Source organism: Microvirga sp. TS319 (genome assembly GCF_041276405.1).
In the GTDB taxonomy this organism is placed as follows: Bacteria; Pseudomonadota; Alphaproteobacteria; order Rhizobiales; family Beijerinckiaceae; genus Microvirga.
Genome location: NZ_JBGGGT010000002.1, coordinates 3,895,484 through 3,919,817, shown reverse-complemented (window position 1 = coordinate 3,919,817; position 24,334 = coordinate 3,895,484). Strand labels below are relative to the sequence as shown.

The window sequence follows — 24,334 nt, the reverse complement described above, 5'->3', positions numbered from 1 at the left end:
TCTCTCGGTGGGCGCCGGGATCGATGCCGGCAGCGTTCTCAGGTTTCGCGGTTCATGAAAAGAGGGCGGAGTCGATCATCGGCTTCGCCTTTCATCCTAGAGCATCGGACCCAAAAGTGGACCCACTTTTGGGATCAATCCGATGCTCCACTCCTTGGATGAGCGCATCGTTTGAGCGGAAAACCGGGTCCACTTTTCCGCACGATGCGCTAGGCGGCTTTCGCCTGGCTGGATACGCGCTGCCAGGCGTCGACGAGACGCTGGAAGCGGCCCGCCATGTCGGCGACGGCGGCCTCGTCCGAGATCTCGCCCTTCAGCCAGCGGCGCGCGGCGTCGCTGAAGAGGGTCCGGCCGACCGCGAAGCCCTTGACCCAGGGCTCGGCGGCGGCGGCCGCGAAGGCGGCTTCCAATTCGTCCTCCGGCGCTTCGAGGCCGAGCAGCACGATGCCCCGGCAGTAAGGGTCGTTCGTCGTGATCACCTCGCCGATGGCGCGCCAGGCCGCCTCGTCCTGCTGCGGCTCGAGCTTCCACCAATCCGGCTTGATGCCGAGATGGTAGAGGCGCTGGACGATGCCGGCGACCGTATCGGTCTTCAGCGGCCCGTGCTTGCCCGCGATGATCTCGACCAGGAGCTCGCGGCCGATGCGGCGCGCGGCGTCATGGATGCGCAGCAGCTCGCGCTCCTGGCGCTCTTTCAGCTCCGGCGGGTCGTCCGGATGGTAGAAGCACAGGCACTTGATGGTATGGCCCACCGGCCATTCCACGAGCTTCGCGCCGATGCTGCCGCCGCCTTCGAAATCGAGCGGGCGCGAGCCCGGCAGCTCCACGGGGCGTCCGATCCAGAACGGGTGGTCGGCGGCGCGGAACAGGGCTTCGCGGCCGTAAGTGCCGTCGATCAGCATGCCGAAGCCGGGACGGCCGTCCGCCACCTTCGCGGCGGCCTGCACGGCAAGCACCTTGAAGTCCGGAATGCGCTCGATGGGAGCGCCCACGTCTTTCGCCAGCGCCTCCAGCTGCATGCGGTGGTCAATGGCGAAAGCCATCAGCGTCTCGGATCCGGGCCGGCGCGTCGTCGCCCAGTGAATGTGGTTGATGGCCTCGTCGAAGCGCAACGCCTTGTGGCGGCTGCCCTCCGCGAGGAAATGCTGCAGTTCGGGGAAGGTCGGGATCTCGGGCGAGCAGAGCAGCCGCGAGACCGCGAAGGCGCCGCTCGCATTGGCATAGGCGCAGCAGGTCTCGAGCACCTCGTCCTTCAGCCATCCCCGCAGGAACCCGGACAGGAAGGCGTCGCCCGCTCCCAGCACGTTGTAGACCTCGACCGGGAAGCCGGGACCCTTCACGCCGGCGTCGAGAGACGCCGGAATGTCGCCCGGAAAGACCACGCAGCCCATCGGTCCGCGCTTGCAGACGACCGTCGCTTTGGAGATCGCCCGGATCGCCCGGATGGCCTCGAGCGTGTCTTCCGATCCGCCCGCGATGTGCAGCTCTTCCTCCGTGCCGACGATGAGGTCGCAATCGGCCAGGATGGGCTTGAGGTCCTCGGTGACCGCATCGGAACGCACGTAACGAGACTCCCCCGCGCCGTGGCCGAGCAGGCCCCAGAGATTGGGCCGGTAGTCCACGTCGAACACCACCTTGCGGCCGTTCGCCTTGGCGATGCGGATCGCCTTCTTTTGCGCGGCGGCCGTGCCTTCCCGCGAGAAATGCGTGCCGGTGACGACGATCGCGGCGGCGGAGGCCACGAAGGCTTCGTCGATGTCGTCCTCGGTCAGCGCCATGTCGGCGCAGTTGTCGCGATAGAAGATGAGCGGGAAGGAATCCTCGTCCCGGACGCCGAGAAGCACGAGGGCCGTCAGACGCGCGTCATCGGTGACGATGCCTCGGGTCGAGACCCCTTCGCGCTCCATCTGTTCACGGATGAAGCGGCCCATGGCCTCGTCGCCCACGCGGGTGATCAGGCCCGATTTCAGCCCGAGACGCGCCGTGCCGATGGCGATGTTCGCCGGGCATCCGCCGACGGCCTTCGAGAAGGAGGCCATGTCTTCCAACCGGCCGCCGACCTGCTGACCATAAAGATCGACCGAGGCGCGGCCGATGGTGATCACATCCAGGGTCGGCTTCATGGTATTCCTCCGGGGACGGTCTCTTGGCGAAGACCCGATCAGGGCTGCGTTCTGGCCCTTGCGGCCCTTGCAGTTGTAGAACGTTTATTCTATTAGCATCTCATGTCGGAATATCAATTCCAAATTTGCCGATAGCCGGCAAAGGACACCGGGGGACACATGATCAGGATCGCCGTTCTCGGCGCCGGCCGCATCGGCCGCATTCACGGGCGCAATGCCGCCAGCCATCCCGACGCTCGCCTCGTGGCGGTCGCCGATCCGCATGCCCCTTCCGCGCAGGAGCTCGCGGACGCAACGGGCGCGGACGTCTCGGCCCTCGACGAGATCGTCGAGCGTTCCGACGTGGACGCCATTCTCATCTGCACGCCGACCACGACGCATGCGGATCTCATCGAGCGCGGCGCCAGGGCCGGCAAGGCCGTGTTCTGCGAGAAGCCCGTCGACCTTTCGAGCGACCGCATCGAGACCTGTCTTACCGCCGTCGAGAAGGCGGGCATTCCGCTGATGATCGGATTCAACCGTCGCTTCGATCCCAATTTCGCAGCCCTGCGCCGCCGCCTGGCGGACGGCGAGGTCGGCGAGGTGGAACTCGTGACGATCCTGTCGCGCGATCCCGGCCCACCGCCGGTAAGCTACATCAAGACGTCCGGCGGCCTGTTCCGGGACATGATGATCCATGATCTCGACATGGCGCGCTTCCTTCTGCTCGGCGACGAGCCCGTGGAGGTGCACGCCATTGGCTCGTCCCTCGTGGACCCGGCCATCGGCGAGGCCGGCGACGTGGACACGGCGGCCGTCATGCTCAAGACCGCCAAGGGCCGCATCGTGCAGATCTCCAACTCCCGCCGTGCCACGTACGGCTACGACCAGCGCATCGAGGTGCATGGGTCGAAAGGCATGATCCGCGCGGGCAACATCCATCGCACGACGGTGGAAGTCGCGAATGCCGCCGGCGTCACGGCCGATCCGGTTCAGGATTTCTTCCTGGAGCGCTACGCGGAGGCCTATCGCGACGAGCTCGCCACGTTCCTGAACGCGATCCGCGACGGCAGGCCCTGCAATCCGACCGGACGCGACGGCCTCATGGCCCAGCGCCTGGCGGACGCGGCGACGGAATCCGCGCGGAGCGGGAAGCCCGTGAGGCTCTGACGCGAACGAAGGCATCGTCATCCCGGGGCCGCGCAGCGGCGCCCGGGATCCATGATCGCTGACGCTGCAGAAGGAAGTGCGTGGCAATCGCCGCGCTCTTCCTGAACCGTCAGCCGATATGGATCCCCGCCTGCGCGGGGACGATAAGACGGGCGGGGATGACACCGCCAGCACTCGCGCGCCATCGCCGTTGCGTGCTCCCGGCTCTCGATGGCCGGGACGACGTGCCGGTTATCGTTCCGCACGCTTCTCCGCCGTGCCGACGGCGAGCGCCATGGCGAGGGCGAAGGAGGCGGAGAGGGAGCGGAAGGCGCCGAAATCGGCCTCCGCCACCTCAAGCCAGACATCGGCGCTCGCCACCAGCGGACTGAAGGCGGAATCCGTGATCGCCACCACGGGGATATTGCCGCGGGCGGCCACGGCCGTGAGATCGGCTGTCGCCGGTGCATAGGGCGTGAAGCTTATGGCGAGAACCGCGTCGCGCACCGTCGCCGTGCCCAATTGCTCGGGGCCGAGCTGCCCCACATGGTCGATCAGAATGGTGCGGATGCCGAGCTTGCTGAAGGCATAGGCGCAATAGGCCGCGATGGGAAACACCCGGCGGGCGCCCAGCAGATAGATCGTGTCGGCCTTGGCGAGGGTTTCGATGGCGCGGGAGAGCTCCTCCGGACGCACCGAGTCGCGCATCTTCTCGAGGGAGATCGCCGCCGCGCTGGTGAACCCTTCCAGCAGGGAAACGGCGTGGACGTGGTCGCCTTCCAGATCGCGCAGCACTTTCAGCCGCTCACGATAATCGGGGAAGCGCTCCCTCAGGCGGCCGCGAAAGATCTGCTGCAGGTGAGAGAAGCCGTCATAGCCGAGGCTCTTGGCGAAGCGCACGAGGGTCGAAGGCTGCACGCCCGCACGCTCGGCAATGCCCGCGACCGTGCCGAAAGCGACCTCCTCGGGATGGTCCATGGCGAAGGCGGCCAGTTGCTTGAGCCGCTTCGGCATCGTTTCGCGGCGGCTGACCAGCAGCGCCCGCAAACCTTCGTAATCGCCAGGTGCTTCCGTAGCGGCATCAGCCTCCATCATGCTTTTCTCGGTCTCCATACGTGCTACTCTGGTTCAAGTCGGACCTTGACACTGTTCACTGAGAAATGGAATGAATATTCCACTGTATAACCAAAAAGGCTCCGGCGTTCCATTGAAATGGACGACTGGAGCGGCAGAGGAAACGACATAGAAGAGGGTGATTCGGTCTCCGAGTCATGGGGTGATCCTCTGCGAACTTGTGCACGGCATGATGGCCGCTGCCTTCGCCGTAACCGGCATCTCCGGTTGCGGCGCGCGAATGGGAACCCTTTTGGGGAGGAAACACATGAAGTCGTTCGTTACCGGTCTCGTTGCAGCCGCAGCCTTGACCGTCGCCGCCGCGGTCCCCGTGTCCGCTCAGCAGAACAATCGCATCATCGTCGTCAGCCACGGCCAGGCCAATGACCCGTTCTGGTCGGTGGTCAAGAACGGCGTCGCCGAAGCCGGCAAGGACATGAATGTCCAGGTCGATTATCGCGCGCCCGAAACCTTCGACATGGTCGCCATGAGCCAGCTCATCGATGCGGCCGTGAACCAGAAGCCCGCGGGCCTGGTCGTCTCGATTCCCGACGCCTCCGCGCTCGGCCCGTCGATTCAGAAGGCCGTCGCGGCCGGCATTCCGGTGATCTCCATGAATTCCGGCTCGGACGTGTCGAAGAAGCTCGGGGCGATGCTCCATGTGGGGCAGGACGAGGTCGAGGCCGGACGCATCGCCGGCGCCAAGCTCAAGGAAATGGGCGGCAAGGTCGGAATCTGCGTCAACCAGGAGGTCGGCAACGTCTCGCTCGATCTGCGCTGCAAAGGCTTCACGGAAGGCTTCGGCGGCAAGGTCACGGTGCTGCCGGTCTCGAACGACCCGACCGACGTGCGCGCCAAGGTGAAGGCGGCGCTCGCGGCCGACGGCTCCATCGACACGGTCCTGGCCCTCGGCGCCGGAACGGCGGGCGAGCCGAGCGTCGCGGCCGTGAAGGACGCCGGCAAGGCGGGCGCCGTGCGCGTCGCAACCTTCGATCTCTCCGCCGGCTTCCTCAAGGCGGTGGCCGCGGGCGAGGCTGTGTTCGCCATCGATCAGCAGCAGTTCCTGCAGGGCTATCTGCCCGTGACGTTCCTCGCGCTCAACGCGAAATACGGCCTGATGCCCGGCGGCAACGTAGCGTCCGGCCCGAACCTGATCACGAAGGAAAAGGCCAATCAGGTGATCGACCTGTCGGCGAAGGGAATTCGCTGAACCTCGTCGAAGCCCGCGATCGCAATTGCTCGCGGGCTTCTTCTTTTCAGACGGTTTTCTTGAAAGGGGAGGCTTCCATGGTGGACACCACCCACCCGACCGCCGACATCTCGCCGGCTCCTGCCATCAAGCAGATCCAGGACGAGCGCCTGAAGGAGGTTTCCCTTCTCACGAAGATCATGCGCCGTCCGGAGCTCGGTGCCCTGGCGGGCCTGATCCTGGTCGCGATCTTCTTTCTCTCCACCGCCGATGCCTCGATGTTCTCGCTCGCGGGCGTGATGAACATTCTCTCGCCGGCTTCGCAGCTCGGCATTCTCGCCATCGCGGCGGCGCTGCTCATGATTGGCGGCGAGTTCGATCTCTCCATCGGCTCCATGGTGGCCTTCACGGGCCTTGTCTTCGGATCCTTCATCACGCTGACCGGATGGCCGCTTCTCCTGGCGATCGCGGCCACCTTCGCGGTGGCGGCCGTTCTCGGCGGCCTGAACGGGCAGATCGTCATTCGCACGCGGCTGCCCTCCTTCATCGTCACGCTGGCCTTCCTGTTCATCCTGCGCGGCCTGTCCCTCGTCGGGCTCAAATGGGCGACCGGCGGATCCACGCAGATGCGCGGCATCGTCGCGTCGGAAAACGAGGACTGGGTCCGCGAGATCTTTTCGGGGAGCGCGCTCGAGGGCCTGTTCGCGTGGCTTGCCGCACACGACCTCATCGCGAAATTTCCGAACGGGACTCCGACCGTGACGGGCGTTCCGGTCTCCATTCTCTGGTTCATCGGATTCGCGCTCGTCGCTACCTGGATCCTGCTGCGCACGCGGGCCGGCAACTGGATCTTCGCGGCGGGCGGCGACGCCAACGCGGCCCGCAACTCGGGCGTTCCGGTCGACCGCGTGAAGACCGGCCTCTTCATGCTCACCGCCTGCGCGGCGGCTCTTGTCGCCATCCTGACCGTGCTCGACGCAGGCTCGACCGATGCGCGGCGCGGCTTCCAGAAGGAATTCGAGGCGATCATCGCGGCGGTGATCGGCGGCTGCCTGCTCACCGGCGGCTACGGCTCGGCCATCGGGGCCTTCTTCGGTGCCATCATCTTCGGCATGGTGTCGATCGGCCTCACCTATACCCGCTTCGACTCGGACTGGTTCCAGGTCTTCCTGGGCGCCATGCTGCTGCTGGCGGTTCTCTTCAACAACTTCATCCGCCGCAAGGTGACGGGAGAGCGCTGATGGATACGGCCGCCACGAACGTCCCGCTGATCGACATCCGCAACCTCGTCAAGCATTTCGGCTCCGTGATCGCGCTCTCGGGCGTATCGCTCACGGTCAATCGCGGCGAGGTGATGTGCCTGCTCGGCGACAACGGCGCCGGCAAGTCCACTCTCATCAAGACCCTGTCCGGAGTTCACAAGCCGACCTCGGGCGAGTTCCTGGTGGAGGGGCAGCATGTCGCCTTCGGCAGCCCACGCGATGCGCTCGATGCAGGCATCGCCACGGTCTATCAGGACTTGGCCATGATTCCGCTCATGTCGGTCACACGCAATTTCTTCATGGGGCGCGAACCCGTCAAAGGCGTCTTTCCCTTCCGCTTCGTGGATTTCGACCGTTGCGACGCGGTCACCCGCGAGGAAATGTGCAAGATCGGCATCGATGTGCGTGATCCGCATCAGGCCGTCGGCACGCTCTCCGGCGGCGAGCGGCAATGTGTGGCGATCGCCCGCGCGGTTTATTTCGGCGCCAAGGTGCTGATCCTCGACGAGCCGACCTCGGCGCTCGGCGTGGCGCAGACCTCGATGGTCCTCAAATACATCCATCAGGTGCGCCAAAAGGGCCTCGGCGTCATCTTCATCACGCACAACGTGCGCCACGCCTATGCGGTGGGCGACCGCTTCACGGTGCTCAATCGCGGCAAGACGCTCGGCACCTACGCCAAATCCGCAATCGCCATCGACCAATTGCAGAACCTCATGGCCGGCGGCAAGGAATTGCAGGCCGTGTCGGAGGAGCTCGGCGGGATGGTTTAGGGACTACTCTGGTGAGCGGGTAACGGAAGACCTGCATCAGGAGAGTCTTCGAGAGCGGGCGACGGTTCCGAAGGCTCTTTGAAAGCGACGATCTTGCTGAAGATCGATTGATAAATCTGGATACCACGGAGTTGGCCGATAGAGAGCCAAAGCACATAGGCCGGCAGGCAAATGAAGGCCAAGCCGACGGCGATGATGTCGCCCTTCCAGGCACCGTAGGCACCAAGGGTGACAACCGCGCCCAGGGCGGACGCATACCAGCCGAGCCGGTTTCCCGCAGTTCCGCGCCAGGAGGAGAAGCCGACAATAATCGACCATTCCTCCGGCGAAAAATCCAAATCCCGCTTGGTTTCATCCTGCATGGATCACCGATCCTCCAACTAACGAAAGTTAGCGTAATATCATTACTATTGAAAAACCATGCCACCTGCAACTCTCGACACAGTTCTCAAGGGAGATCACTATGAGTTCACTCAAGGTCGGCCTTATCGGCACGGGCTATATGGGCAAGTGCCATGCCCTGGCCTGGAACTCCGTCGCGCCGGTCTTCGGTGATGTTCCTCGCCCGCATCTCGTGATGCTGGCGGAGGCTTCGCAGGATCTCGCCGAGACAAAAGCGCGCGAACTCGGCTTCGAGCGTGCGACCGGCGACTGGCGCGCGCTCGTGAGCGATCCCGCAATCGACGTGGTGTCGATCACCACGCCCAACGCCTTCCATCCGGACATGGCGATCGCGGCGCTGGAGGCCGGAAAGCACGTGTGGTGCGAGAAGCCGATGGCCGTGAGGCTGGACGATGCGGAGCGCATGCTCAGAGCGGCGCGGGCTTCCGGCAAGGTCGCGGCGCTGGGCTACAACTACATCCAGAACCCGGTCATGCGTCTGATCCGCCGCATCCTCGACGAGGGGCGGATCGGTGACGTGAACCATGTGCGCCTCGAAATGGACGAGGACTTCATGGCCGATCCCGAGGACCTCTTCTATTGGAAGAGCGAGGCTTCGTCGGGCCATGGCGCGCTCGACGATTTCGCCGTCCATCCTTTGAGCCTCCTCCTGACGCTTCTCGGGGGCGTGCGGCGCGTGTGCGGCCACATGGCGAAGCCCTATGCGGATCGTCCCGTGCAAGGCGGTGGACGCCGTGCCGTCGAGACCTACGACATCGCGACCGTGCTGATGGAGATGGAGAACGGCGCGTCGGGATTCCTCGCCGTCAACCGTTCCGCCTGGGGCCGCAAGGGCCGCATCGCGCTCCAGCTTTTCGGCTCCAAGGGCACCATCGCGTACGACCAGGAGCGCATGAACGAGGTGCAGCTCTATACGGCCGACGGCCCGAAGGAGACACGAGGGTTTCGCACCATCCTGGCCGGGCCGCAGCACCCGCCCTACGACAGGTTCATTCCCGCGCCCGGACACGGCCTCGGCTTCAACGACCTGAAGATCATCGAATGCCGCGAGCTGATGCGGCGCATCGCCGGAGAGAGCGCCCATCTGATCGAGTTCGAGGACGGCATCGGCATCGAACGCACGGTCGACGCCATGGCGAAGAGCGCCCGTGAGGGACGCTGGGTGGAGACTGAAGCATCATCGTCATCACCGGGCTCGTCCCGGTGATCCACATCTTGGACTCTCGGAGCCATATAGACGTGGATGGCCGGAACATGTCCGGCCACGACGGGAGGATTTCTCAAGCCGCGTGCGACTTCAGAACCTCGAGAAACGCATCCGCATAGCGGTCGAGCTTGGCCTGACCGACGCCATGGACCTCGCCGAAGCCGAAGGCAGTGGTCGGACGCTTGGCCGCCATGTCGATGAGGCTGCGGTCGGAGAAGATCACGTAGGCCGGAACGCCCTCTTCCTTGGCGAGGCGTGTCCGCAGGGCCTTGAGATCGAGGAGCAGCGGGTCGTCGGAGGGCACGGCGGTCTCCGCCTCGATGCGCGAGCGGCGGCGGCGCCGGTCGGCGGGCTTCACGAGCACGTCCGAGCGAAGCTCGATCCGCTCCTGACCCTTGAGAACGGCAACTCCCTTGTCCGTCAGCGTCCAGCGGCCGTATTCGGCAAGCTCCAGGCTCACGAGTCCGGCGGCATAGATCTGTCGCAGGAGAGAGCGCCACTCGTTCTTCGAGCGGTCCTTGCCGACGCCGAAGGTTTTCAGCTTGTCGTGACCGAAGCGGAGGACGGCCTCGGTTCCCTCGCCCACGAGAATGTTGATGAGATGTTCCGTGCCGAAGCGTTCGCCGGTGCGCACGATGGCCGAGAGAAGCTTCTGGGCCTCGATGGTACCGTCGAAGGACATGACGCCGTCGATGCACAGATCGCAATTGCCGCAGGGCTCGGTGGTCTCGCCGAAATAGGCGAGCAGGGTCTGGCGCCGGCAACGGGGCGCTTCGCACAGGGCCACGAGCGCATTGAGCCGCTGGAGTTCGACCCGCTTCTGCTCGCCCGCCGCATCGCTCTGCTCGATCTGCAGCCGGCGCAGGCGCATGTCGTCGAGACCGTAGAGGGTCAGCGTGTCGGCGGGCGCTCCGTCGCGGCCGGCGCGTCCGATCTCCTGGTAATAGGCCTCGATGGATTTCGGCAGGGCCGCATGGGCGACGAAGCGCACGTCCGGCTTGTCGATGCCCATGCCGAAGGCGACGGTGGCGACCATGACGACGCCGTCCTCCTGCAGGAAGATGTCCTGGTTCTTGGCCCGCTCGGCCTGATGCATGCCGGCATGATAGGGAAGCGCCCGGTAGCCCGCCTGGCTCAAGGAATCGGCGAGCCGCTCCGTGGCATCGCGGGACGAGCAATAGACGATGCCGCTTTCGTGCCGGTGCTTGTCGAGAAACGAGAAGAGCTGGCGCCGCGCATGCTCCTTCGCCTGCATGGCGAGCCTGAGGTTCGGTCGGTCGAAGCCATGGATGAAGAGGCGCGGCTCCTCTTCGAACAGGCGGTACATGATGTCGCCGCGTGTCGCGACGTCGGCGGTGGCGGTGAGCGCGATGGTCTGCACATTGCCGAGACGCCGGCGGACCTCGCCGAGCATCGCGTATTCGGGGCGGAAATCGTGCCCCCATTGCGAGACGCAATGAGCCTCGTCGATGGCGAGCAGGTTCACGCCGGAGCGCCCCAGCCACTCGGTGGTGCCCGTGTTCGCCAGGCGTTCGGGAGAGGCGTAGAGAACCCGCATGCGCCCGTCGCGCACCGCATCGACCACGCGGCGGTTCTCCTCCTGGTCGTTGGCGGAGTTGAGGCTTCCGGCCTCGACGCCGAAATGGCGCAGCGCCGCCACCTGATCGCGCATGAGGGCGATCAGCGGCGAGACCACGACGGTCAGGCCTTGGCGGGCCAGCGTCGGGAGCTGGTAGCACAGGGACTTGCCCGCTCCGGTCGGCATGATGGCGAGCACGTCCTCGCCCGCCAGCACGGCGCGCACGATCTCCTCCTGTCCTTCGCGGAAGGAGGGGAAGCCGAAAACGTCTTGGAGAATCTTGCGCGGGTCGATCACGATTGCCGTGTGGCCGAGGATGGTCCCAAGGTCAATGCGGCATCGGGAATCCGAAGGAACATCAGGGCGCCCCGGGCGGCGGCGAGCCCCGTCGCGAAGGTGGCCTGGAGCAGGTAGCCGCCGGTCGGAGCCTCCCAATCCAGCATCTCGCCGGCCACGAAGACGCCGGGCAGGCGCTTGAGCATGAGGCGGTCGTCCACCTCGCTGAAAGGAATCCCGCCTGCTGTGGAAATGGCCCGTTCCAGGGATTTCGTACCCGTCAGCGTGAGCGGCAGGGCCTTGATGAGGCGGGCGAGGGCCGCAGGCGCCATAGGAAGCTCGGGCGTCGATTCGCGCAGCAGGGCGACGGCGAGCGGGCTCAAACCGGCTGCCTTCCTCAGGAACGTGGAGGCCGATTGCCCCTTGCGGGGGGCGCTCAGGCGCTTCGTCAGGTCATCGAGGGAAAGATCGGGCCGAAGATCGAGCAGTAATTGGGCGCTGCCCTGCCGCTCGACGGCGTTGCGCAGGCGCCCCGAGAGGGCATAGACGGCGCCGCCCTCGATGCCGTCAGCCGTGACGAGCGCTTCGCCCTTCACGGTCACGCCCTCGAAGGTCAGGGCGATGCGCTTCAAGGGCTCGCCCTCGAACCGGCGCATGATGTCGGACCAGGGGAGGGTGAACCCCATATTGGCCGGGCGCAGGGGGGCTATGGCGATCGTCTTCTCCCGGAGGAGGTCCGTCCAGGAACCGTCGGAGCCGAGCCTCGGCCAGCTGGCCCCTCCCAGGGCGAGAATCGTGACGTCGGGCCGGGCCCTCACCGTTTCGCCATCGGGAGTCGTGAAGACGAGGGCGCCTTCCGGGTCCCAGCCCCGCCACGTGTGGCGCAGGGCGAAGCGCACGCCGAGACCCTCCAGGCGCGCCAGCCAGGCGCGGAGCAGGGGCGAGGCCTTGAAGGCCTTCGGGAAGACCCGCCCGCTCGAGCCCACGAAGGTGTCCTGGCCAAGGCCCTCGCACCAGGCCCTCAGGTCCTGGGGGCCGAACGCCTCGATCAGAGGTTTCAGAACCGGCTTGGCTTCGGCATAGCGGGTGACGAATCGCTCCAGGTCCTCGGAATGGGTGAGGTTCAGTCCGCCCCGGCCCGCCATGAGGAGCTTGCGTCCGACGGAAGGCATCCGATCGTAGACGGTCACGGAAACGCCGGCGCCTGCAAGGGCTTCCGCCGCGATGAGGCCGGCGGGACCTCCGCCCACGATGGCGGCCCGGGATATGGAGGAGGAGGGGGGCATGCGGTCAGCTGACGCGGAAAGGGGGATGGGAAACCGTCTGGACCCTCGCGCTGCAGCATGGCATTCAACGCATCGGGCCGTCGCCCTGCACATGACCGCCACAGGATCTTTTTTCAAGAGGAGCGGCGCCTCAAGCCGCCTCAAGGGGGAATATCGATGCGTGTTCTTTCGTTTTGCGTTCTGCTGGCCCTGGCGCTTGCGGGCTGCGCCGGCGACACGTCGCTCATGGGCGGCGATAAGGTTCTCGCCAGCTCCACAAACGATGCGGCCGCAGCCGCGAGACTCATTTCCGCCTATCGCGTCTCCAGGGGCCTGAGTCCGGTGACCGTGGATTCGAGGCTCAACGAGGCGGCGGAATACCAGGCCCGCGTGGTGGCTGCCGCCGGCAGTCTCAGTCACGGCAATTTCGCCAGCCGCATGGATAAGTTCGGGATCATGGGCTATGCGGCCGAGAACCTTTCGGCAGGCTCCGATTCGGTCGACGGCGCCATCGGCCGCTGGAAGGCCTCGCCCGGCCACAACGTCAACCTGCTGATGCCCGAGGCCCGCAAGATCGGCCTTGCCCGTGCGGACGCCAACAACCGCTATGGCCGCTATTGGGCTCTCGTCCTCGGGCAGTGAGGAAAGGGCACAAAGAAGGTTGCTCGCGCGTTAGAGGGACGGTTCCCTCATTCACGTATCCCCCATGACCCATCCGCAAATGCTGTCCTTCGCCATCGTCGCCGGGATGATGGCGCTCTTCGTCTGGGGGCGTTTCCGATACGACCTCGTCGCCGTGATGTCGCTTCTGGTTGCGGTGCTCGTCGGAATCGTGCCGGCCAATCAGGCCTTCTCGGGGTTCAGCGACGATATCGTCATCATCGTCGCGAGCGCTCTTCTGGTCAGCGCGGCGGTGGCGAAGTCGGGTGTGCTCGAGGTCGCGCTCAACCGGGCGGCGCCTTACCTGCGCAGCGAGCAGAGCCAGGTCGTCGTGCTGGTCGCCTCGGTGACGGTCCTGTCCGCATTCGTGAAGAATATCGGCGCATTGGCGATGATGATCCCCGTCGCGTTCCAGATCGCACGCCGGACCAACACGCTGCCTTCCAGCTTTCTGATGCCCATGGCCTTCGGGTCTCTCCTGGGCGGCATCGTCACGCTCGTGGGAACATCGCCCAACATCATCGTGTCCCGCGTGCGCGGCGAATTGCTGGGCGAGCCCTTCGGCATGTTCGACTTCACGCCGGTCGGCATCGGGATCGCGGTGGCGGGCGTGGCCTTTCTCGCCTTCGGCTACCGCCTTCTGCCGAAAGGCCGGAAAGGCGCTGCGTCCCTGGACGAGGCGCTCAACATCAAGGACTACGTGACCGAGGCACGGGTCACCGCGGAATCCGATGTGGTGGGCCAGACGGTCGCCGATCTTCACAAGCTCGCCAACGGCGAGGTGAAGGTGGCCGCCATCATCCGCCGCGAAACCCGCAGCTCCAGTCCGTTGCCGGACGTGACGCTCCGCGAGAACGATCTTCTCATGCTGGAGGGGGAGTCCGAGGCGCTGGAAAGCGCCGTGGCCCGGGCCGGTCTCAAGCTCAGCCGGGAGCATCGCCTGCCGGTCATCGAAGAGGCGACGGATGAGATCGGCGTGATCGAGGCGATCGTCGGGCCGAACTCGGCGCTCGGCGGCCTGTCCGCCGAGCGGATCGGCCTTTATGAGCGCTTCGGCGTGAATCTGATCGCGGTGAGCCGCAGCGGCGAGCGGTTCAAGGAGCGGCTGCGGACCATCACCTTGCGGGCCGGCGACGTGCTGGTGCTCCAAGGCAACCTCAAGAAGCTTCCGGATACGCTGCGCGACCTCGGGTGTCTCCCTCTTGCCGAGCGCGAAATCCGCCTCGGCAACGCCCGCCGCAGCGTCCTGCCCGTCGCCATCCTGGGCGCCACGATGGCTCTCGTCGCCTTCAACGTGTTGCCTGTTTCGATTGCCTTCTTCGGCGCGGGCGTTCTCCTCGTCCTCTTCGGCTCGCTCACGCTGCGCGAGGTCTACGAGACCATCGAGTGGCCGATCATCGTCATGCTCGGAGCCCTCATCCCGGTCAGCGAATCCATTCGCACCACCGGCGGCACGGATCTGATCGCGGGCTGGCTGTCGTCGGTGGCGCACATGCTGCCCCCGACCGGAGCGCTCGTGCTCATCATGATCGCCGCCATGGCGGTGACGCCGTTCCTCAACAATGCAGCGACCGTGCTCGTGATGGCGCCCATCGCGGCGAGCTTTGCAAAGCAGCTCGGTTTCAGGCCCGACGCTTTCCTGATGGCGGTCGCCATCGGGGCGGCCTGCGATTTCCTCACCCCCATCGGGCACCAGTGCAACACCCTCGTGATGGGGCCGGGCGGCTATCGCTTCGGTGATTACTGGCGGCTCGGGCTGCCGCTCTCCATCATCGTCGTCGTCGTGGGAACGCCGCTCATCATGGTCTTCTGGCCGCTCCGCTAGCGCATCGTGCGAAAAAATCGCCCCGGTCTTGCGTGGAAAGATGCCCGCCGGCAGTGTCTTACAGCATCGGATGCGGGTTCGATGTCACGTCCGATGCTGGAGAGGGTGGTTCGGTGTGGAGAACCGGTTCCGATCCGCCCCATGACGCCCCAAGGGCTCTCAGCGGAGGATGGCGGTCAGGAGCAGGGTCGTGCCGCCGGCGGCGGACGCGAGGGCGATGATCATGGACCAGCAATGCAGCCGGTTCCTTTCCGCCTGGTTAAGCAGCGGGCGGATGCGCGAATCCGAGCGGCCGAAGATGAAGCTGGCATTGCGCTCGGGGTGCGGCGTATGGGGCATGATGCAGAAGCTCGATCGCACCTGGGCGCGCGTCTGGCCATAGCGATGATCGCCGGCGCTGTAGGGCGAGTGGTGCGAGGTCTGCGGGTTCATGCCTGAGGCTTCCAGGGACGCGTGATGCCCCTAAACTCCACCGAAGGCATGAACGAGCGGTAAAGACCGCGAACAACCCACATCTTTCGTAAATCAAATCTTGCCGCCTTCCAACCTGCGCAGGGATGGACCACTGGAAGGGCGGATGGATACCATCACAGGAATCGGGTCGCGGAGCATCTCGTGTCATGGCATGAGAGAGCATTCTCATCCGGAAAACGGCTCATGCCTCAGGCACCTGTTCAAAAAACCATCGCGGCCTCGGATTGGGCGCTGCTCGGGCTCCTCTCCATCATCTGGGGAGGCTCGTTCCTGTTCGTCGGCGTCGCGGTCAAGGAGCTGCCGCCGCTGACCATCGTGGCCCTGCGGGTGCTGCTCGCGGCTCTCGCGCTGCAGGTCGTGCTGCGGGTCATGGGCATGCATCTGCCGCGGGAGCGTCGGGCATGGGCCGCCTTCTTTGGAATGGGAATTCTCAACAATGTCATACCCTTCAGCCTGATCGTCTGGGGGCAGGGCCATATCGCGAGCGGTCTGGCATCGATTCTCAATGCCACGACGCCGCTCTTCACCGTCATCGTGGCGCATTACCTCACGAATGACGAACGGCTGACGGGGACACGCCTGGGCGGAGTCGTGGTCGGCTTTCTCGGCGTCGCCGTCATGATCGGGGCCGCCGCGTTCACGTCCCTGAACGCCAATGTGCTGGCGCAGCTCGCGGTCCTCGCGGCGGCTCTCTCATACGGTTTCTCGGGTGTGTTCGGGCGTCGTTTCAAGACTTTGGGGATCGCCCCGCTGGTCGCGGCCGCAGGGCAGGTGACGGCCTCGAGCTGCATTCTTCTGCCCATCAGCCTCGTCGTCGACCGGCCCTGGACATTGCCCATGCCGAGCACGGCGACCGTTTTGTCCATTCTGTCGCTTGCGCTGGTCTCGACGGCTTTCGCCTATCTTATCTTCTTCCGCCTGCTCGCACGAGCGGGCGCCACGAATGTGGGCCTCGTAACGTTTCTCATTCCGGTCAGCGCCATTCTCTTCGGCGTGCTGATCCTGGGCGAGACCCTGGAGTGGCGCCACGCGGCGGGCATGGCGCTGATCGCGGCGGGTCTCATGCTGATCGACGGGCGGCCATGGGCCGCGATCGGTCGCATGCTCAGCGCGAGGGAGCCGGCTCCGCGCGGAAATGGTTGAACATCATGTCCGGCGCGCTCGTATTGTGACGTGAGGGAACGAGGCGTCCCATCCATGCGTCGGTCGCCATGGCATCCTGGAAGGTCATGATCATGTCCTCCCGCCAGGAGCGGGCCTTTTCCTCGCGCACCGCGATGCGCGCCACATCCGCGTTGAACTCGGTCACGTACATGGAGCGCAACGTCGCGAAAGGCACGCCCGAAACCGCCTGATCGAAGCTCACGTCGAGGGTCATGCGCTCTTCGTTGAGATTAGCGATCGCGACCTGAGCCTTGCCGCCCTTGGCGAGGGTGAGGGTGAAGCGCATGGTCTCGGGGTCGAAGGCGACGTCCTTCAGGTTCGCCACGGGGCGCTGATCGAATTCCACCGGGCCGACGATGAAGGACGAACCGTAGGCCGTCCAATCGAGATGCTGCGGCGGCAGCGGCTTGATCCGCCAATAGCCGTCGCCCGGATACATGGCGATGACCTCCTCCGCCTTGCCCTTGTGCTTCTTCAGGAGCTGAAGCAGGTGGACGTTGCGGGACACCTTGTCGCCGATGGTGACCGTGACGTCGGTGGGGCGCCAGAACTCGCTGAAGGTGAGCCCCATGATGCGCAGATTCCCGTCCTCGTAGAGGATGTGCATCACAGGATGCGGCTTCGCGGAGGTCTCTTCGGAAATATCCTCGCAGGCCGTCCAATCCGGTTCCCAACGGTCCTGGCGAAGACTGCCCATATAGGCCGGGTGCACGGCCTCGATCCGGAAGCTCTTCACCTCGGGCGAAGCGAAGTTGACGGCGACGTTGTCCTTTTCCGCGCAGAGCACCGGCTCGCTGGTGTTCGTCACCTTGACGGACAAGCCATCGAGGCTGGCGGCCTGGGCCGTTGGGACGAGGCCCAGCAGGCCGAGAGCGAGGCCAAGAGCGAAAAGCCGGGAAAGGAATGTGCGCGCCATCAAACCGTCTCGAAAAGGGTCCAAGCCGAAAACGTCGCACAGATAGCCCGGCTGACAGCCCCCGTCGAGCGGGCTGTTGATAGAGCATATCAGCCATCCTATCTGCAGGGTTAGGGTTCATGGGACGCCTGTGATAAGGTGCCCGGAAATATCAGCTTGGCTTTGGACGGCCGGTTGATCCTGACCCCCGTCACGAAAAGGGCCTTCCCAGAGTTCAGCGATGATGCGTCTCGTTTTAAGCCTGTCAGACAACCCCGCGACAGCCTCCGTCGAGCGGGCGATCATGGAGTTCCGCAGCGCCCGGCCGGTCGTGATCGATGGCCCTGAGGGCAGCGCGCTCGTGGTCGGGGTCGAGGATCTGGACGAGGGCCGCGGCGCGGAGATCGAGGCCCTGGCCGGTGGCCATGCCCACCTGGTCCTTCCGGCGGCCCGCCTGCGCCGGTTGGGGCTCGAGCGGGATATGCCCGGACGCGTCGCCCTGCCCGTCGTCGAGCGGAAGCGGATCGAGACCCTCGCCCTCAGCCTCGAAGGACGAATCGATGCGCCGGTTCGTCCGACCGACGCTCTGGACGAGGAGGCGCTGGAACTCGCCCGCCTGTCCCTGGTCCTGCCCCCGGTGATCGTGGTGCCCCTCTCGGCCGGGATCGAGATCGATCGGTCTCTGGTCCGGGTTTCGGGCGCGGCCGTCCGCGATTATCGCCGGGCCAAGGCGGCCGACCTTGCGATCGTCAGCCGTGCCCCCGTGCCGCTCGAAGGGGCTCCCACCAGTGAATTCGTCGTCTTCCGGGGCGGCGAGGGCCTGCGGGATCAGGTGGCGATCATCGTCGGAAAGCCGGATCTCTCGAAGCCCGTGACCGTGCGGCTCCATTCCGCCTGCCTGACCGGGGACCTGTTCGGCAGCCTCAAATGCGATTGCGGCGATCAATTGCGCGAAACCGTGCGGTTCATGGCCGAGAACGAAGGCGGGGTCCTGCTTTATCTCGATCAGGAGGGGCGCGGAAACGGCATCGCCAACAAGATCCGGGCGTACAAGCTTCAGTCCCAGGGCTACGATACCTACGAGGCCGACGAGGTCCTCGGCTTCGAGGCCGACCAGCGTCGCTTCGATTTTGCCGCCGTCATGCTGAAGAAGCTCGGTGTGAACGCGGTGCGGCTGATGACCAATAACCCGGAGAAGATCCGGGCGCTCTCCGAAGCGGGCCTTCGGGTGATCTCGGACCACCGCGTGCTCGGCCGTCCGACGGCGGAGAATGTGAGTTACCTCGCGGCCAAGCGGGATCGCGCGGGCCATTACATCGATCTCGAAGGGCTGCTCGCCTGTTCCAACAAGGACTGACCGGGCGGCGAGCGCCCAAGATTCCCCTTAAGTTTATATTGTCGTAGTAGAATAACCTTCTAGCTTTTCCAGAGGCGGGGTGACCGCTTCGGCCTGACCGCCATGCCACGTGCGCCGGCTTGCGCTGGCGGGTTCAGGGGAAAAGCTCATGTGGAGCCAAGTCTACGATCCATTCGGCAACGCGACGTTGTCGACGCTTGCGGCCGCCATCCCGGTGGTCCTGCTTCTGGTGATGATCGCCTCCGGCAAGGTCAAGGCACACATCGCCGCCGTGATCGCGCTCTTGGTGGCGATCGTAGTCGCCACCGTCCTGTTCACCATGCCCGCCGGGCTTGCCATCCGGGCCGCACTCTTCGGGGTCGTGACCGGCATGTTCCCCATCGGCTGGATCATTCTCAACGTGATCTTCCTCTACCGGCTGACGGTGGAGAAAGGGTACTTCGCGATCCTCCAGCAATCCGTGGGCGGCATCACGACGGATCGCCGCCTCCAATTGCTGCTCGTCGCCTTCTCGTTCGGGGCGTTCTTCGAAGGTGCGGGCGGCTTCGGCACTCCCGTGGCGGTGACGGGCGCCATCCTCATCGGCCTCGGCTTCTCGCCGCTCGCAGCCTCCGGCCTCTCGCTCATCGCCAACACCGCTCCCGTGGCTTATGGCGCGCTCGGCGCTCCGATTCAGGGACTGGCCTCGGTCACGGGCTTCGATCCTTACGTGCTCGGTGCGATGGTCGGACGCCAACTGCCCTTCTTTTCGGTGATCGTGCCGTTCTGGCTGATCTGGGTCTTCGCGGGCTTCCGCGGCATGCTTCAGGTCTGGCCGGCGATCCTGGTCTGCGCGGTCTCCTTCGCGGTTCCGCAGTTCCTGATCTCGAATTACATCAATCCCTGGATCGTCGACATCGGCGCATCGCTCATCTCCATGGCTTGTCTCGTCGGCTTCATGCGAATCTGGCAGCCGAAGGTGATCTGGACGTCTCCCGCCCTGCGCACACGGGATGAATCGGCCGGTACTCTGACCCATCCGGCACCCTTGGGCGCAGGCGCGACCAACATCGCGCCTCATGCGCCACGCAGCGAGGTGATCCGCGCCTGGGTGCCATGGATCATTCTCTCCATCATCGTCGCCATCTGGGGAACCGGCTGGTTCAAGGCCCTGGTGAACCCCATCTTCATCTGGAACTATCCGGTGCCGGGCCTGCACAATCTCGTGCAGAAGGTCGCGCCCATCGTGGCCAATCCGACGCCCGAGGCCGCCGTCTTCGCCTTCACCTACATGTCCTATACGGGCACGGGTGTGCTGATCGCGGCGATCATCGCGGGTTTCTTCATGGGCTTCTCGCCCCTGCGGCTCATCACCGCCTGGTTCGAGACGATCTGGGTCCTGCGCTATTCCCTCATCACCATTGCGTCGATGCTCGCGATCGGCACGCTCACGCGGTTTGCCGGGGTCGATGCGACGCTGGGGCTGGCCTTTGCCGGGACGGGTATTCTGTATCCGTTCTTCGGCACCTTGCTCGGCTGGCTCGGCGTGGCGCTCACAGGTTCGGACACCGCGTCCAACGTACTGTTCGGCGGCCTGCAGAAGATCACGTCCGAGCAGCTCGGTCTGTCGCCCATTCTCATGGCGGCCGCGAACTCATCCGGCGGCGTCATGGGCAAGATGATCGATGCGCAATCCATCGTCGTGGCCTCCACGGCCACGAACTGGTTCGGTCACGAGGGCAGCATTCTGCGGTTCGTGTTCTGGCACTCCATCGTGCTGGCGTCCCTTGTGGGCATTCTGGTCATGCTGCAGGCCTATGTCGATCCGTTCAGGTCGATGGTCCTGCACTGAACGCACATGACGCGTCTGCCGCCGGTTTCACACCGGCGGCAGCACGATTCTGAAGATTCTGCGGTTCAGGGCAGGGTGCGGGCCGGCATCACCGCCGCTGCTCCTCCGGACCGACAGGCATCCCGGTCTCGATGATCTTCGCCCAGAGCGATACGCCGTAGGGCGTTGCCGCATCGTTGAAGTCGTAGGCGGGATGATGCACGCCCGCCGTATCGCCGTTGCCGACGAAGATATAGGCGCCCGGCCGCTTCTCCAGCATGTACGAAAAGTCCTCCGCGCCCATCTCGGGCGGGAAATTCGTCTGGACGGCGCTCTCGCCGACAATGGCCTTTGCGACCGACGCGACGAACCCGGTCTTCTCGGCGTCGTTCACGGTCACCGGGTAGCCGCGATTGTATTCGATCTCGGCCTTGGCGCCGAAGACTGCGCAGGTGTTCTCGATGATGGCGCGGATCCTCGTTTCCGCCAGATCGCGGATAGCGGGCGAGAGGGTGCGAACGGTCCCGAGCAGGGTTGCCGTCTGCGGGATGACGTTGAAGGTATCGCCCGCCTTGACGGTGCAGACGGACACCACGACCGATTCAAGGGGATTTACGCTGCGTGATGCCACGGATTGGAGAGCGGTGATCACGTGAGCGGCGGTGACGATGGGGTCGATGCAGTTATGCGGGTAGGCCGCGTGGCCGCCCTTGCCTTCGATGGTGATCGTGAAGCGATCCGCCGCCGCCATGACGGAGCCCGAGCGCATCGCGAACTGCCCGACCCCGACGCCTGGCCAATTGTGCATGCCGTAGACCTCCTGGATGCCGAAGCGCTCCATGAGGCCGTCCTTCACCATTGCGTCGCCGCCGCCGCCGCCTTCCTCCGCGGGCTGGAAGATCATGATCGCGGTGCCGTCGAAGTTGCGGGTCTCGGCCAGGTATTTCGCCGCGCCCAGCAGCATGGCCGTGTGGCCGTCATGGCCGCAGGCATGCATCTTGCCGGGCACCTTGGACGCGTGAGGCAGGTCGGTGGCCTCCAGGATCGGCAGCGCATCCATGTCGGCACGCAGGCCGATCACCTTGCCGGAGGCATTCGTCTTGCCTTTGATGACACCGACCACGCCGGTGCGGCCGATGCCGGTCACCACCTCGTCGCATCCGAAACTCTTCAGCTTCTCGGCCACGATTCCGGCGGTGCGGTGAACGTCGTAGCCAAGCTCGGGGTTTTCGTGGAAATCCCGGCGCCAGGCGGTGATCTCATCGGCAAGATCGGCGACGCGGTTGATGATGGGCATAGGATGTCCTTTGCGTGAATCGAACGGGGTCCAGCGAACCAGAGGCTGGGGCCGCCGGTCAAGATGACTGGTCGGCCCTTACAACCGTCCGGCATCAGCGCAGGCGGTGCAGGATGGCCTTCGGGCGTTTCGTGCGGAACTGGCCGCGCTCGACCGCGATGAAGACCAGGACCAGCACGACGAGCGCCGTGAACCACCAGATCTGGGCGGTGCCGATGCCGCAGACGCCGAGGGAGAAGGCGGTTGCGAAGGACGCCATGACGCCGGGACCGAGAATGGGGCGGTCCCCCCTTGCGCCGAAGGCTGCCTGGCAGAGCAGAACGGCCCCGGAGACGGCTCCGACGAGACCGAGTTCGTACCAGATTTCGAACAGCAGGCTGAACGGGGCAGTCTGAGGCAGGAGGCCGAACAGGCGTCCGCGCCAGGCCGTCTCGAGGCCGTGACCGGTCAAAAGGCGCAGGGGCTCCTTGAGCACGAGTCCCTGCCAGATCTCCAGGCTTGCGAGGGTGGAGGGGTCCGCCCCCAGAACTCCGGCCACAGGTTTCAGGACGAAGGGGACAAGGGGTGCGGCGATCAGGAGGCCCGCCATGAGAAGGCCGATCAGTCGCGATCCCGTCCAGGGGCTTGCCGCTGTCAGGGCGAAGGCGAGTGCGCCGACGGTCAGGCCGATGAGGGGGAGGGGATCCTCCGTGAGGAAGGCGCCCACGGCCACAGCCAGTGCAAGCGCCACGGCTTCCAGGTTGCGGCCGCGGGAGTGAAGCCATGTCAGGGCGGGCCAGAGCACCAGGACGAGGGTCACCATGCCGCGCTCGACGCCCAACCCGTCCGGGTCGAGATGGCCCCCGCCCCGCAGGAGCATGGGGATCCCGATCAGGGCCGCAAGGCCCACGCCGACCGGGAGCAGATACAGATTGGCCGAGCGCATCCGTTCCGGCAGAGCCAGGTAGCCCGCGACGCCCATCAGGCCCATGGCGACGATGTTGAGAAGCCGTTCCGAGGCCTGGGCCGGGAAGGGGGTCCAGATCAGCGACATGGCGGCCCAGAGCACCAGAACGAGCCCTGCGAGACCGGCCCGTGAGGTCACGAAACCGACGATCCTCTGCCAAGGGTTCTTCGCGCTGCCGTCCAGAAGGGCCGCCATGGCGACGAGCGCCACGGCCAGAGGGGCCATGATCACAAGCGCCCTGCGGGTGAAGAGCGCGGCCAGAGGAATGGCAAACAGCAGAAGCGCGAAACCGAGGCGCCGCAGCAGGGCGGCTGCGTCGGTGGAAGGATTGGCCGTAGGAAGGGCGGAGCGGACCATCGGACAGCAATCGTCGGTTGAGCGATCGGGAAGGATCACGCTACCGGACAAGGCGCACAAAAGCTGTAGGTGTCGTGCAACACATCACAAACCTTTGTATACTCAATAGTATAACGTTTATTGGCCCGCCCGGTCGGCCGTAAGGGGCACAACCACGGTTTCGGGCTCTACAGCATCGGACGTGACGTCGGATTGACATCCGATGCAGTCAGTCTCTGCTCTTGAGCATCTTTCTACGCAAGACCGGTACCTACTTTTGCGTCCGCCGCTCTATGGTTAGCCTCTCTGCCCGCGGAGGAAGTTGACGATGCCGGAGAAATCGTCTCCCTCGTGACCGGCGTTGCTGAAGAGCGCGTAGAGCTGGGCTGCTTCCGCACCGAGCGGGGTCGATGCGCCGGACGCGAGAGCCGCGTCCTGCGCCAGCCTGAGATCCTTCAGCATCAAGGCTGCGGCGAAGCCGGGCTTGTAGCCGTTGTTCGCGGGCGAGGTCGGCACGGGGCCGGGAACGGGACAATAGGTCGTGAGCGACCAGCATTGACCTGACGATGTGGAGGCGACATCGAACAAGGCCTGATGCGAGAGCCCGAGCCTCTCGGCCAGCACGAACGCCTCAGCGACGCCGATCATCGAGATGCCGAGGATCATGTTGTTGCAGATCTTCGCGGCCTGGCCGGCGCCCGCCTCTCCGCAATGGACGACCTTCTTGCCCATTTTGGACAGAACGGGCTCCGCGCGATCGAAAGCCTCCTTCGCGCCGCCTGCCATGAAGGTGAGCGTCGCCCCCTTCGCGCCGCCGACACCTCCGGAGACCGGGGCGTCGAGCGTCAGGAGGTTGCGCGCCTGCTCACGGGCCATCGCGTGCGCCTGGCGGGCGCTGTCCACATCGATGGTGGAGCAGTCGATCAGGAGCGCGCCGTCCTGTACGGCCGGCAGGATATCGGCCCAGACCGAGAGCACATGCTTGCCCGCGGGCAGCATGGTGACCACGATCTCCATATCGCGCACGGCATCGGCCGTGGAGCCCGCGATCCTCACCCCGTCGGAGCGCGCCTGATCGCAGGAGGCCGGAGAGAGGTCGAAGCCCGTCACGGCGTGTCCCGCCTTGACGAGATTGGCGGCCATGGGGCCCCCCATGTTGCCGAGGCCGATGACGGCGATGCTGGTCATGATTGTCCTCCCTTTCCAGGATGTGGCGATGTTCGCAAAAGCCATATGGAGCCTGCGGCCATGAC

Annotated in this window: 20 protein-coding genes; 10 read left to right on the top strand and 10 right to left on the bottom strand. The window is 65.3% G+C overall.

The window, feature by feature from the left end; genetic code table 11:
- Window positions 1-209: 209 nt before the first annotated feature.
- Entirely contained in the window at window positions 210-2,123 is a 1,914-nt protein-coding gene (gene iolC / locus AB8841_RS27840; protein ID WP_370438974.1) for a 5-dehydro-2-deoxygluconokinase, read from the bottom strand.
- Window positions 2,124-2,282: 159 nt separating this feature from the next.
- On the opposite strand from iolC, the gene iolG reads away from it, so the two are divergent.
- Window positions 2,283-3,272 (top strand): inositol 2-dehydrogenase, encoded by a 990-nt coding sequence (gene iolG, locus AB8841_RS27835; RefSeq protein WP_370438973.1) that lies wholly within the window; start codon window positions 2,283-2,285, stop codon window positions 3,270-3,272.
- 231 nt (window positions 3,273-3,503) lie between these two features.
- On the opposite strand, the gene AB8841_RS27830 is transcribed toward iolG, so the two are convergent.
- A complete protein-coding gene (locus tag AB8841_RS27830) occupies window positions 3,504-4,346 on the bottom strand; it encodes a MurR/RpiR family transcriptional regulator (RefSeq protein WP_370438972.1) in 843 nt (280 codons plus the stop codon).
- 286 nt (window positions 4,347-4,632) lie between these two features.
- Here AB8841_RS27830 and AB8841_RS27825 point away from each other — a divergent pair, with 286 nt between their 5' ends.
- The 3 genes from AB8841_RS27825 to AB8841_RS27815 all read left to right on the top strand — a co-directional run bounded on the left by AB8841_RS27825 (window position 4,633) and on the right by AB8841_RS27815 (window position 7,588).
- The gene (locus AB8841_RS27825) at window positions 4,633-5,574 is read left to right on the top strand and encodes a sugar ABC transporter substrate-binding protein (protein ID WP_370438971.1); all 942 of its coding nucleotides are present in this window, start codon (window positions 4,633-4,635) and stop codon (window positions 5,572-5,574) included.
- Between the two features lie 77 nt (window positions 5,575-5,651).
- Window positions 5,652-6,794, top strand: coding sequence for an ABC transporter permease (locus AB8841_RS27820; RefSeq protein ID WP_370438970.1), 1,143 nt, complete (start codon window positions 5,652-5,654; stop codon window positions 6,792-6,794).
- On the top strand, window positions 6,794-7,588 hold the full coding sequence (locus AB8841_RS27815; protein ID WP_370438969.1) for an ATP-binding cassette domain-containing protein: 795 nt from the start codon (window positions 6,794-6,796) through the stop codon (window positions 7,586-7,588). The genes AB8841_RS27820 and AB8841_RS27815 overlap by 1 nt, the downstream gene beginning before the upstream one ends.
- Here the strand turns inward: AB8841_RS27815 and AB8841_RS27810 are convergent.
- Entirely contained in the window at window positions 7,585-7,950 is a 366-nt protein-coding gene (locus AB8841_RS27810; protein ID WP_370438968.1) for a hypothetical protein, read from the bottom strand. The genes AB8841_RS27815 and AB8841_RS27810 overlap by 4 nt on opposite strands.
- A 101-nt stretch (window positions 7,951-8,051) precedes the next feature.
- Here AB8841_RS27810 and AB8841_RS27805 point away from each other — a divergent pair, with 101 nt between their 5' ends.
- A complete protein-coding gene (locus AB8841_RS27805) occupies window positions 8,052-9,197 on the top strand; it encodes a Gfo/Idh/MocA family protein (protein WP_370438967.1) in 1,146 nt (381 codons plus the stop codon).
- A 73-nt stretch (window positions 9,198-9,270) separates the two neighbouring features.
- Here the strand turns inward: AB8841_RS27805 and recQ are convergent, their stop codons facing one another.
- Both recQ and AB8841_RS27795 read right to left on the bottom strand, forming a co-directional pair.
- Complete coding sequence (gene recQ / locus AB8841_RS27800) at window positions 9,271-11,073, bottom strand: DNA helicase RecQ (protein ID WP_370438966.1); 1,803 nt, start codon at window positions 11,071-11,073, stop codon at window positions 9,271-9,273.
- A complete protein-coding gene (locus AB8841_RS27795; RefSeq protein WP_370438965.1) occupies window positions 11,070-12,338 on the bottom strand; it encodes an NAD(P)/FAD-dependent oxidoreductase in 1,269 nt (422 codons plus the stop codon). Before AB8841_RS27795 ends, recQ begins: the two co-directional genes overlap by 4 nt.
- A gap of 156 nt (window positions 12,339-12,494) precedes the next feature.
- Between AB8841_RS27795 and AB8841_RS27790 the strand changes: the two genes are divergently transcribed.
- Both AB8841_RS27790 and AB8841_RS27785 read left to right on the top strand, forming a co-directional pair.
- A complete protein-coding gene (locus AB8841_RS27790; protein ID WP_370438964.1) occupies window positions 12,495-12,959 on the top strand; it encodes a CAP domain-containing protein in 465 nt (154 codons plus the stop codon).
- A gap of 64 nt (window positions 12,960-13,023) precedes the next feature.
- Window positions 13,024-14,802 carry an SLC13 family permease gene (locus tag AB8841_RS27785; protein WP_370438963.1) on the top strand — a complete coding sequence of 593 codons (1,779 nt, stop codon included), beginning with the start codon at window positions 13,024-13,026 and terminating at the stop codon, window positions 14,800-14,802.
- Window positions 14,803-14,961: 159 nt separating this feature from the next.
- Here the strand turns inward: AB8841_RS27785 and AB8841_RS27780 are convergent, their stop codons facing one another.
- On the bottom strand, window positions 14,962-15,234 hold the full coding sequence (locus AB8841_RS27780) for a hypothetical protein (protein WP_370438962.1): 273 nt from the start codon (window positions 15,232-15,234) through the stop codon (window positions 14,962-14,964).
- Window positions 15,235-15,459: 225 nt separating this feature from the next.
- Here AB8841_RS27780 and AB8841_RS27775 point away from each other — a divergent pair, with 225 nt between their 5' ends.
- Window positions 15,460-16,419, top strand: a complete 960-nt coding sequence (locus AB8841_RS27775) for a DMT family transporter (protein WP_370438961.1) — start codon at window positions 15,460-15,462, stop codon at window positions 16,417-16,419.
- Here the strand turns inward: AB8841_RS27775 and AB8841_RS27770 are convergent.
- Complete coding sequence (locus tag AB8841_RS27770; protein WP_370438960.1) at window positions 16,382-17,356, bottom strand: hypothetical protein; 975 nt, start codon at window positions 17,354-17,356, stop codon at window positions 16,382-16,384. The two genes, AB8841_RS27775 and AB8841_RS27770, sit on opposite strands and share 38 nt — an antisense overlap.
- A gap of 223 nt (window positions 17,357-17,579) precedes the next feature.
- On the opposite strand from AB8841_RS27770, the gene ribA reads away from it, so the two are divergent.
- Window positions 17,580-18,692 carry a GTP cyclohydrolase II RibA gene (gene ribA, locus AB8841_RS27765; protein WP_370439392.1) on the top strand — a complete coding sequence of 371 codons (1,113 nt, stop codon included), beginning with the start codon at window positions 17,580-17,582 and terminating at the stop codon, window positions 18,690-18,692.
- Between the two features lie 148 nt (window positions 18,693-18,840).
- Window positions 18,841-20,523, top strand: a complete 1,683-nt coding sequence (locus tag AB8841_RS27760) for an L-lactate permease (RefSeq protein ID WP_370438959.1) — start codon at window positions 18,841-18,843, stop codon at window positions 20,521-20,523.
- 88 nt (window positions 20,524-20,611) lie between these two features.
- Here AB8841_RS27760 and AB8841_RS27755 read toward each other — a convergent pair whose 3' ends face one another.
- The 3 genes from AB8841_RS27755 to mmsB form a co-directional block, all read right to left on the bottom strand.
- Window positions 20,612-21,799 carry a M20 aminoacylase family protein gene (locus tag AB8841_RS27755; RefSeq protein ID WP_370438958.1) on the bottom strand — a complete coding sequence of 396 codons (1,188 nt, stop codon included), beginning with the start codon at window positions 21,797-21,799 and terminating at the stop codon, window positions 20,612-20,614.
- Window positions 21,800-21,893: 94 nt separating this feature from the next.
- Window positions 21,894-23,102, bottom strand: coding sequence for a peptide ABC transporter permease (locus tag AB8841_RS27750; RefSeq protein WP_370438957.1), 1,209 nt, complete (start codon window positions 23,100-23,102; stop codon window positions 21,894-21,896).
- 276 nt (window positions 23,103-23,378) lie between these two features.
- The gene (gene mmsB, locus AB8841_RS27745) at window positions 23,379-24,269 is read right to left on the bottom strand and encodes a 3-hydroxyisobutyrate dehydrogenase (RefSeq protein WP_370438956.1); all 891 of its coding nucleotides are present in this window, start codon (window positions 24,267-24,269) and stop codon (window positions 23,379-23,381) included.
- Window positions 24,270-24,334 lie beyond the last annotated feature (65 nt).

Bases quoted from the DNA above. Each gene is read 5' to 3' on its own strand.
- iolC (WP_370438974.1), bottom strand. From the start codon at position 2,123: ATGAAGCCGACCCTGGATGTGATCACCATCGGCCGCGCCTCGGTCGAT.
- iolG (WP_370438973.1), top strand. From the start codon at position 2,283: ATGATCAGGATCGCCGTTCTCGGCGCCGGCCGCATCGGCCGCATTCAC.
- AB8841_RS27830 (WP_370438972.1), bottom strand. From the start codon at position 4,346: ATGATGGAGGCTGATGCCGCTACGGAAGCACCTGGCGATTACGAAGGT.
- AB8841_RS27825 (WP_370438971.1), top strand. From the start codon at position 4,633: ATGAAGTCGTTCGTTACCGGTCTCGTTGCAGCCGCAGCCTTGACCGTC.
- AB8841_RS27820 (WP_370438970.1), top strand. From the start codon at position 5,652: ATGGTGGACACCACCCACCCGACCGCCGACATCTCGCCGGCTCCTGCC.
- AB8841_RS27815 (WP_370438969.1), top strand. From the start codon at position 6,794: ATGGATACGGCCGCCACGAACGTCCCGCTGATCGACATCCGCAACCTC.
- AB8841_RS27810 (WP_370438968.1), bottom strand. From the start codon at position 7,950: ATGCAGGATGAAACCAAGCGGGATTTGGATTTTTCGCCGGAGGAATGG.
- AB8841_RS27805 (WP_370438967.1), top strand. From the start codon at position 8,052: ATGAGTTCACTCAAGGTCGGCCTTATCGGCACGGGCTATATGGGCAAG.
- AB8841_RS27795 (WP_370438965.1), bottom strand. From the start codon at position 12,338: ATGCCCCCCTCCTCCTCCATATCCCGGGCCGCCATCGTGGGCGGAGGT.
- AB8841_RS27790 (WP_370438964.1), top strand. From the start codon at position 12,495: ATGCGTGTTCTTTCGTTTTGCGTTCTGCTGGCCCTGGCGCTTGCGGGC.
- AB8841_RS27785 (WP_370438963.1), top strand. From the start codon at position 13,024: ATGACCCATCCGCAAATGCTGTCCTTCGCCATCGTCGCCGGGATGATG.
- AB8841_RS27780 (WP_370438962.1), bottom strand. From the start codon at position 15,234: ATGAACCCGCAGACCTCGCACCACTCGCCCTACAGCGCCGGCGATCAT.
- AB8841_RS27775 (WP_370438961.1), top strand. From the start codon at position 15,460: ATGCCTCAGGCACCTGTTCAAAAAACCATCGCGGCCTCGGATTGGGCG.
- AB8841_RS27770 (WP_370438960.1), bottom strand. From the start codon at position 17,356: ATGGCGCGCACATTCCTTTCCCGGCTTTTCGCTCTTGGCCTCGCTCTC.
- ribA (WP_370439392.1), top strand. From the start codon at position 17,580: ATGCGTCTCGTTTTAAGCCTGTCAGACAACCCCGCGACAGCCTCCGTC.
- AB8841_RS27760 (WP_370438959.1), top strand. From the start codon at position 18,841: ATGTGGAGCCAAGTCTACGATCCATTCGGCAACGCGACGTTGTCGACG.
- AB8841_RS27755 (WP_370438958.1), bottom strand. From the start codon at position 21,799: ATGCCCATCATCAACCGCGTCGCCGATCTTGCCGATGAGATCACCGCC.
- AB8841_RS27750 (WP_370438957.1), bottom strand. From the start codon at position 23,102: ATGGTCCGCTCCGCCCTTCCTACGGCCAATCCTTCCACCGACGCAGCC.
- mmsB (WP_370438956.1), bottom strand. From the start codon at position 24,269: ATGACCAGCATCGCCGTCATCGGCCTCGGCAACATGGGGGGCCCCATG.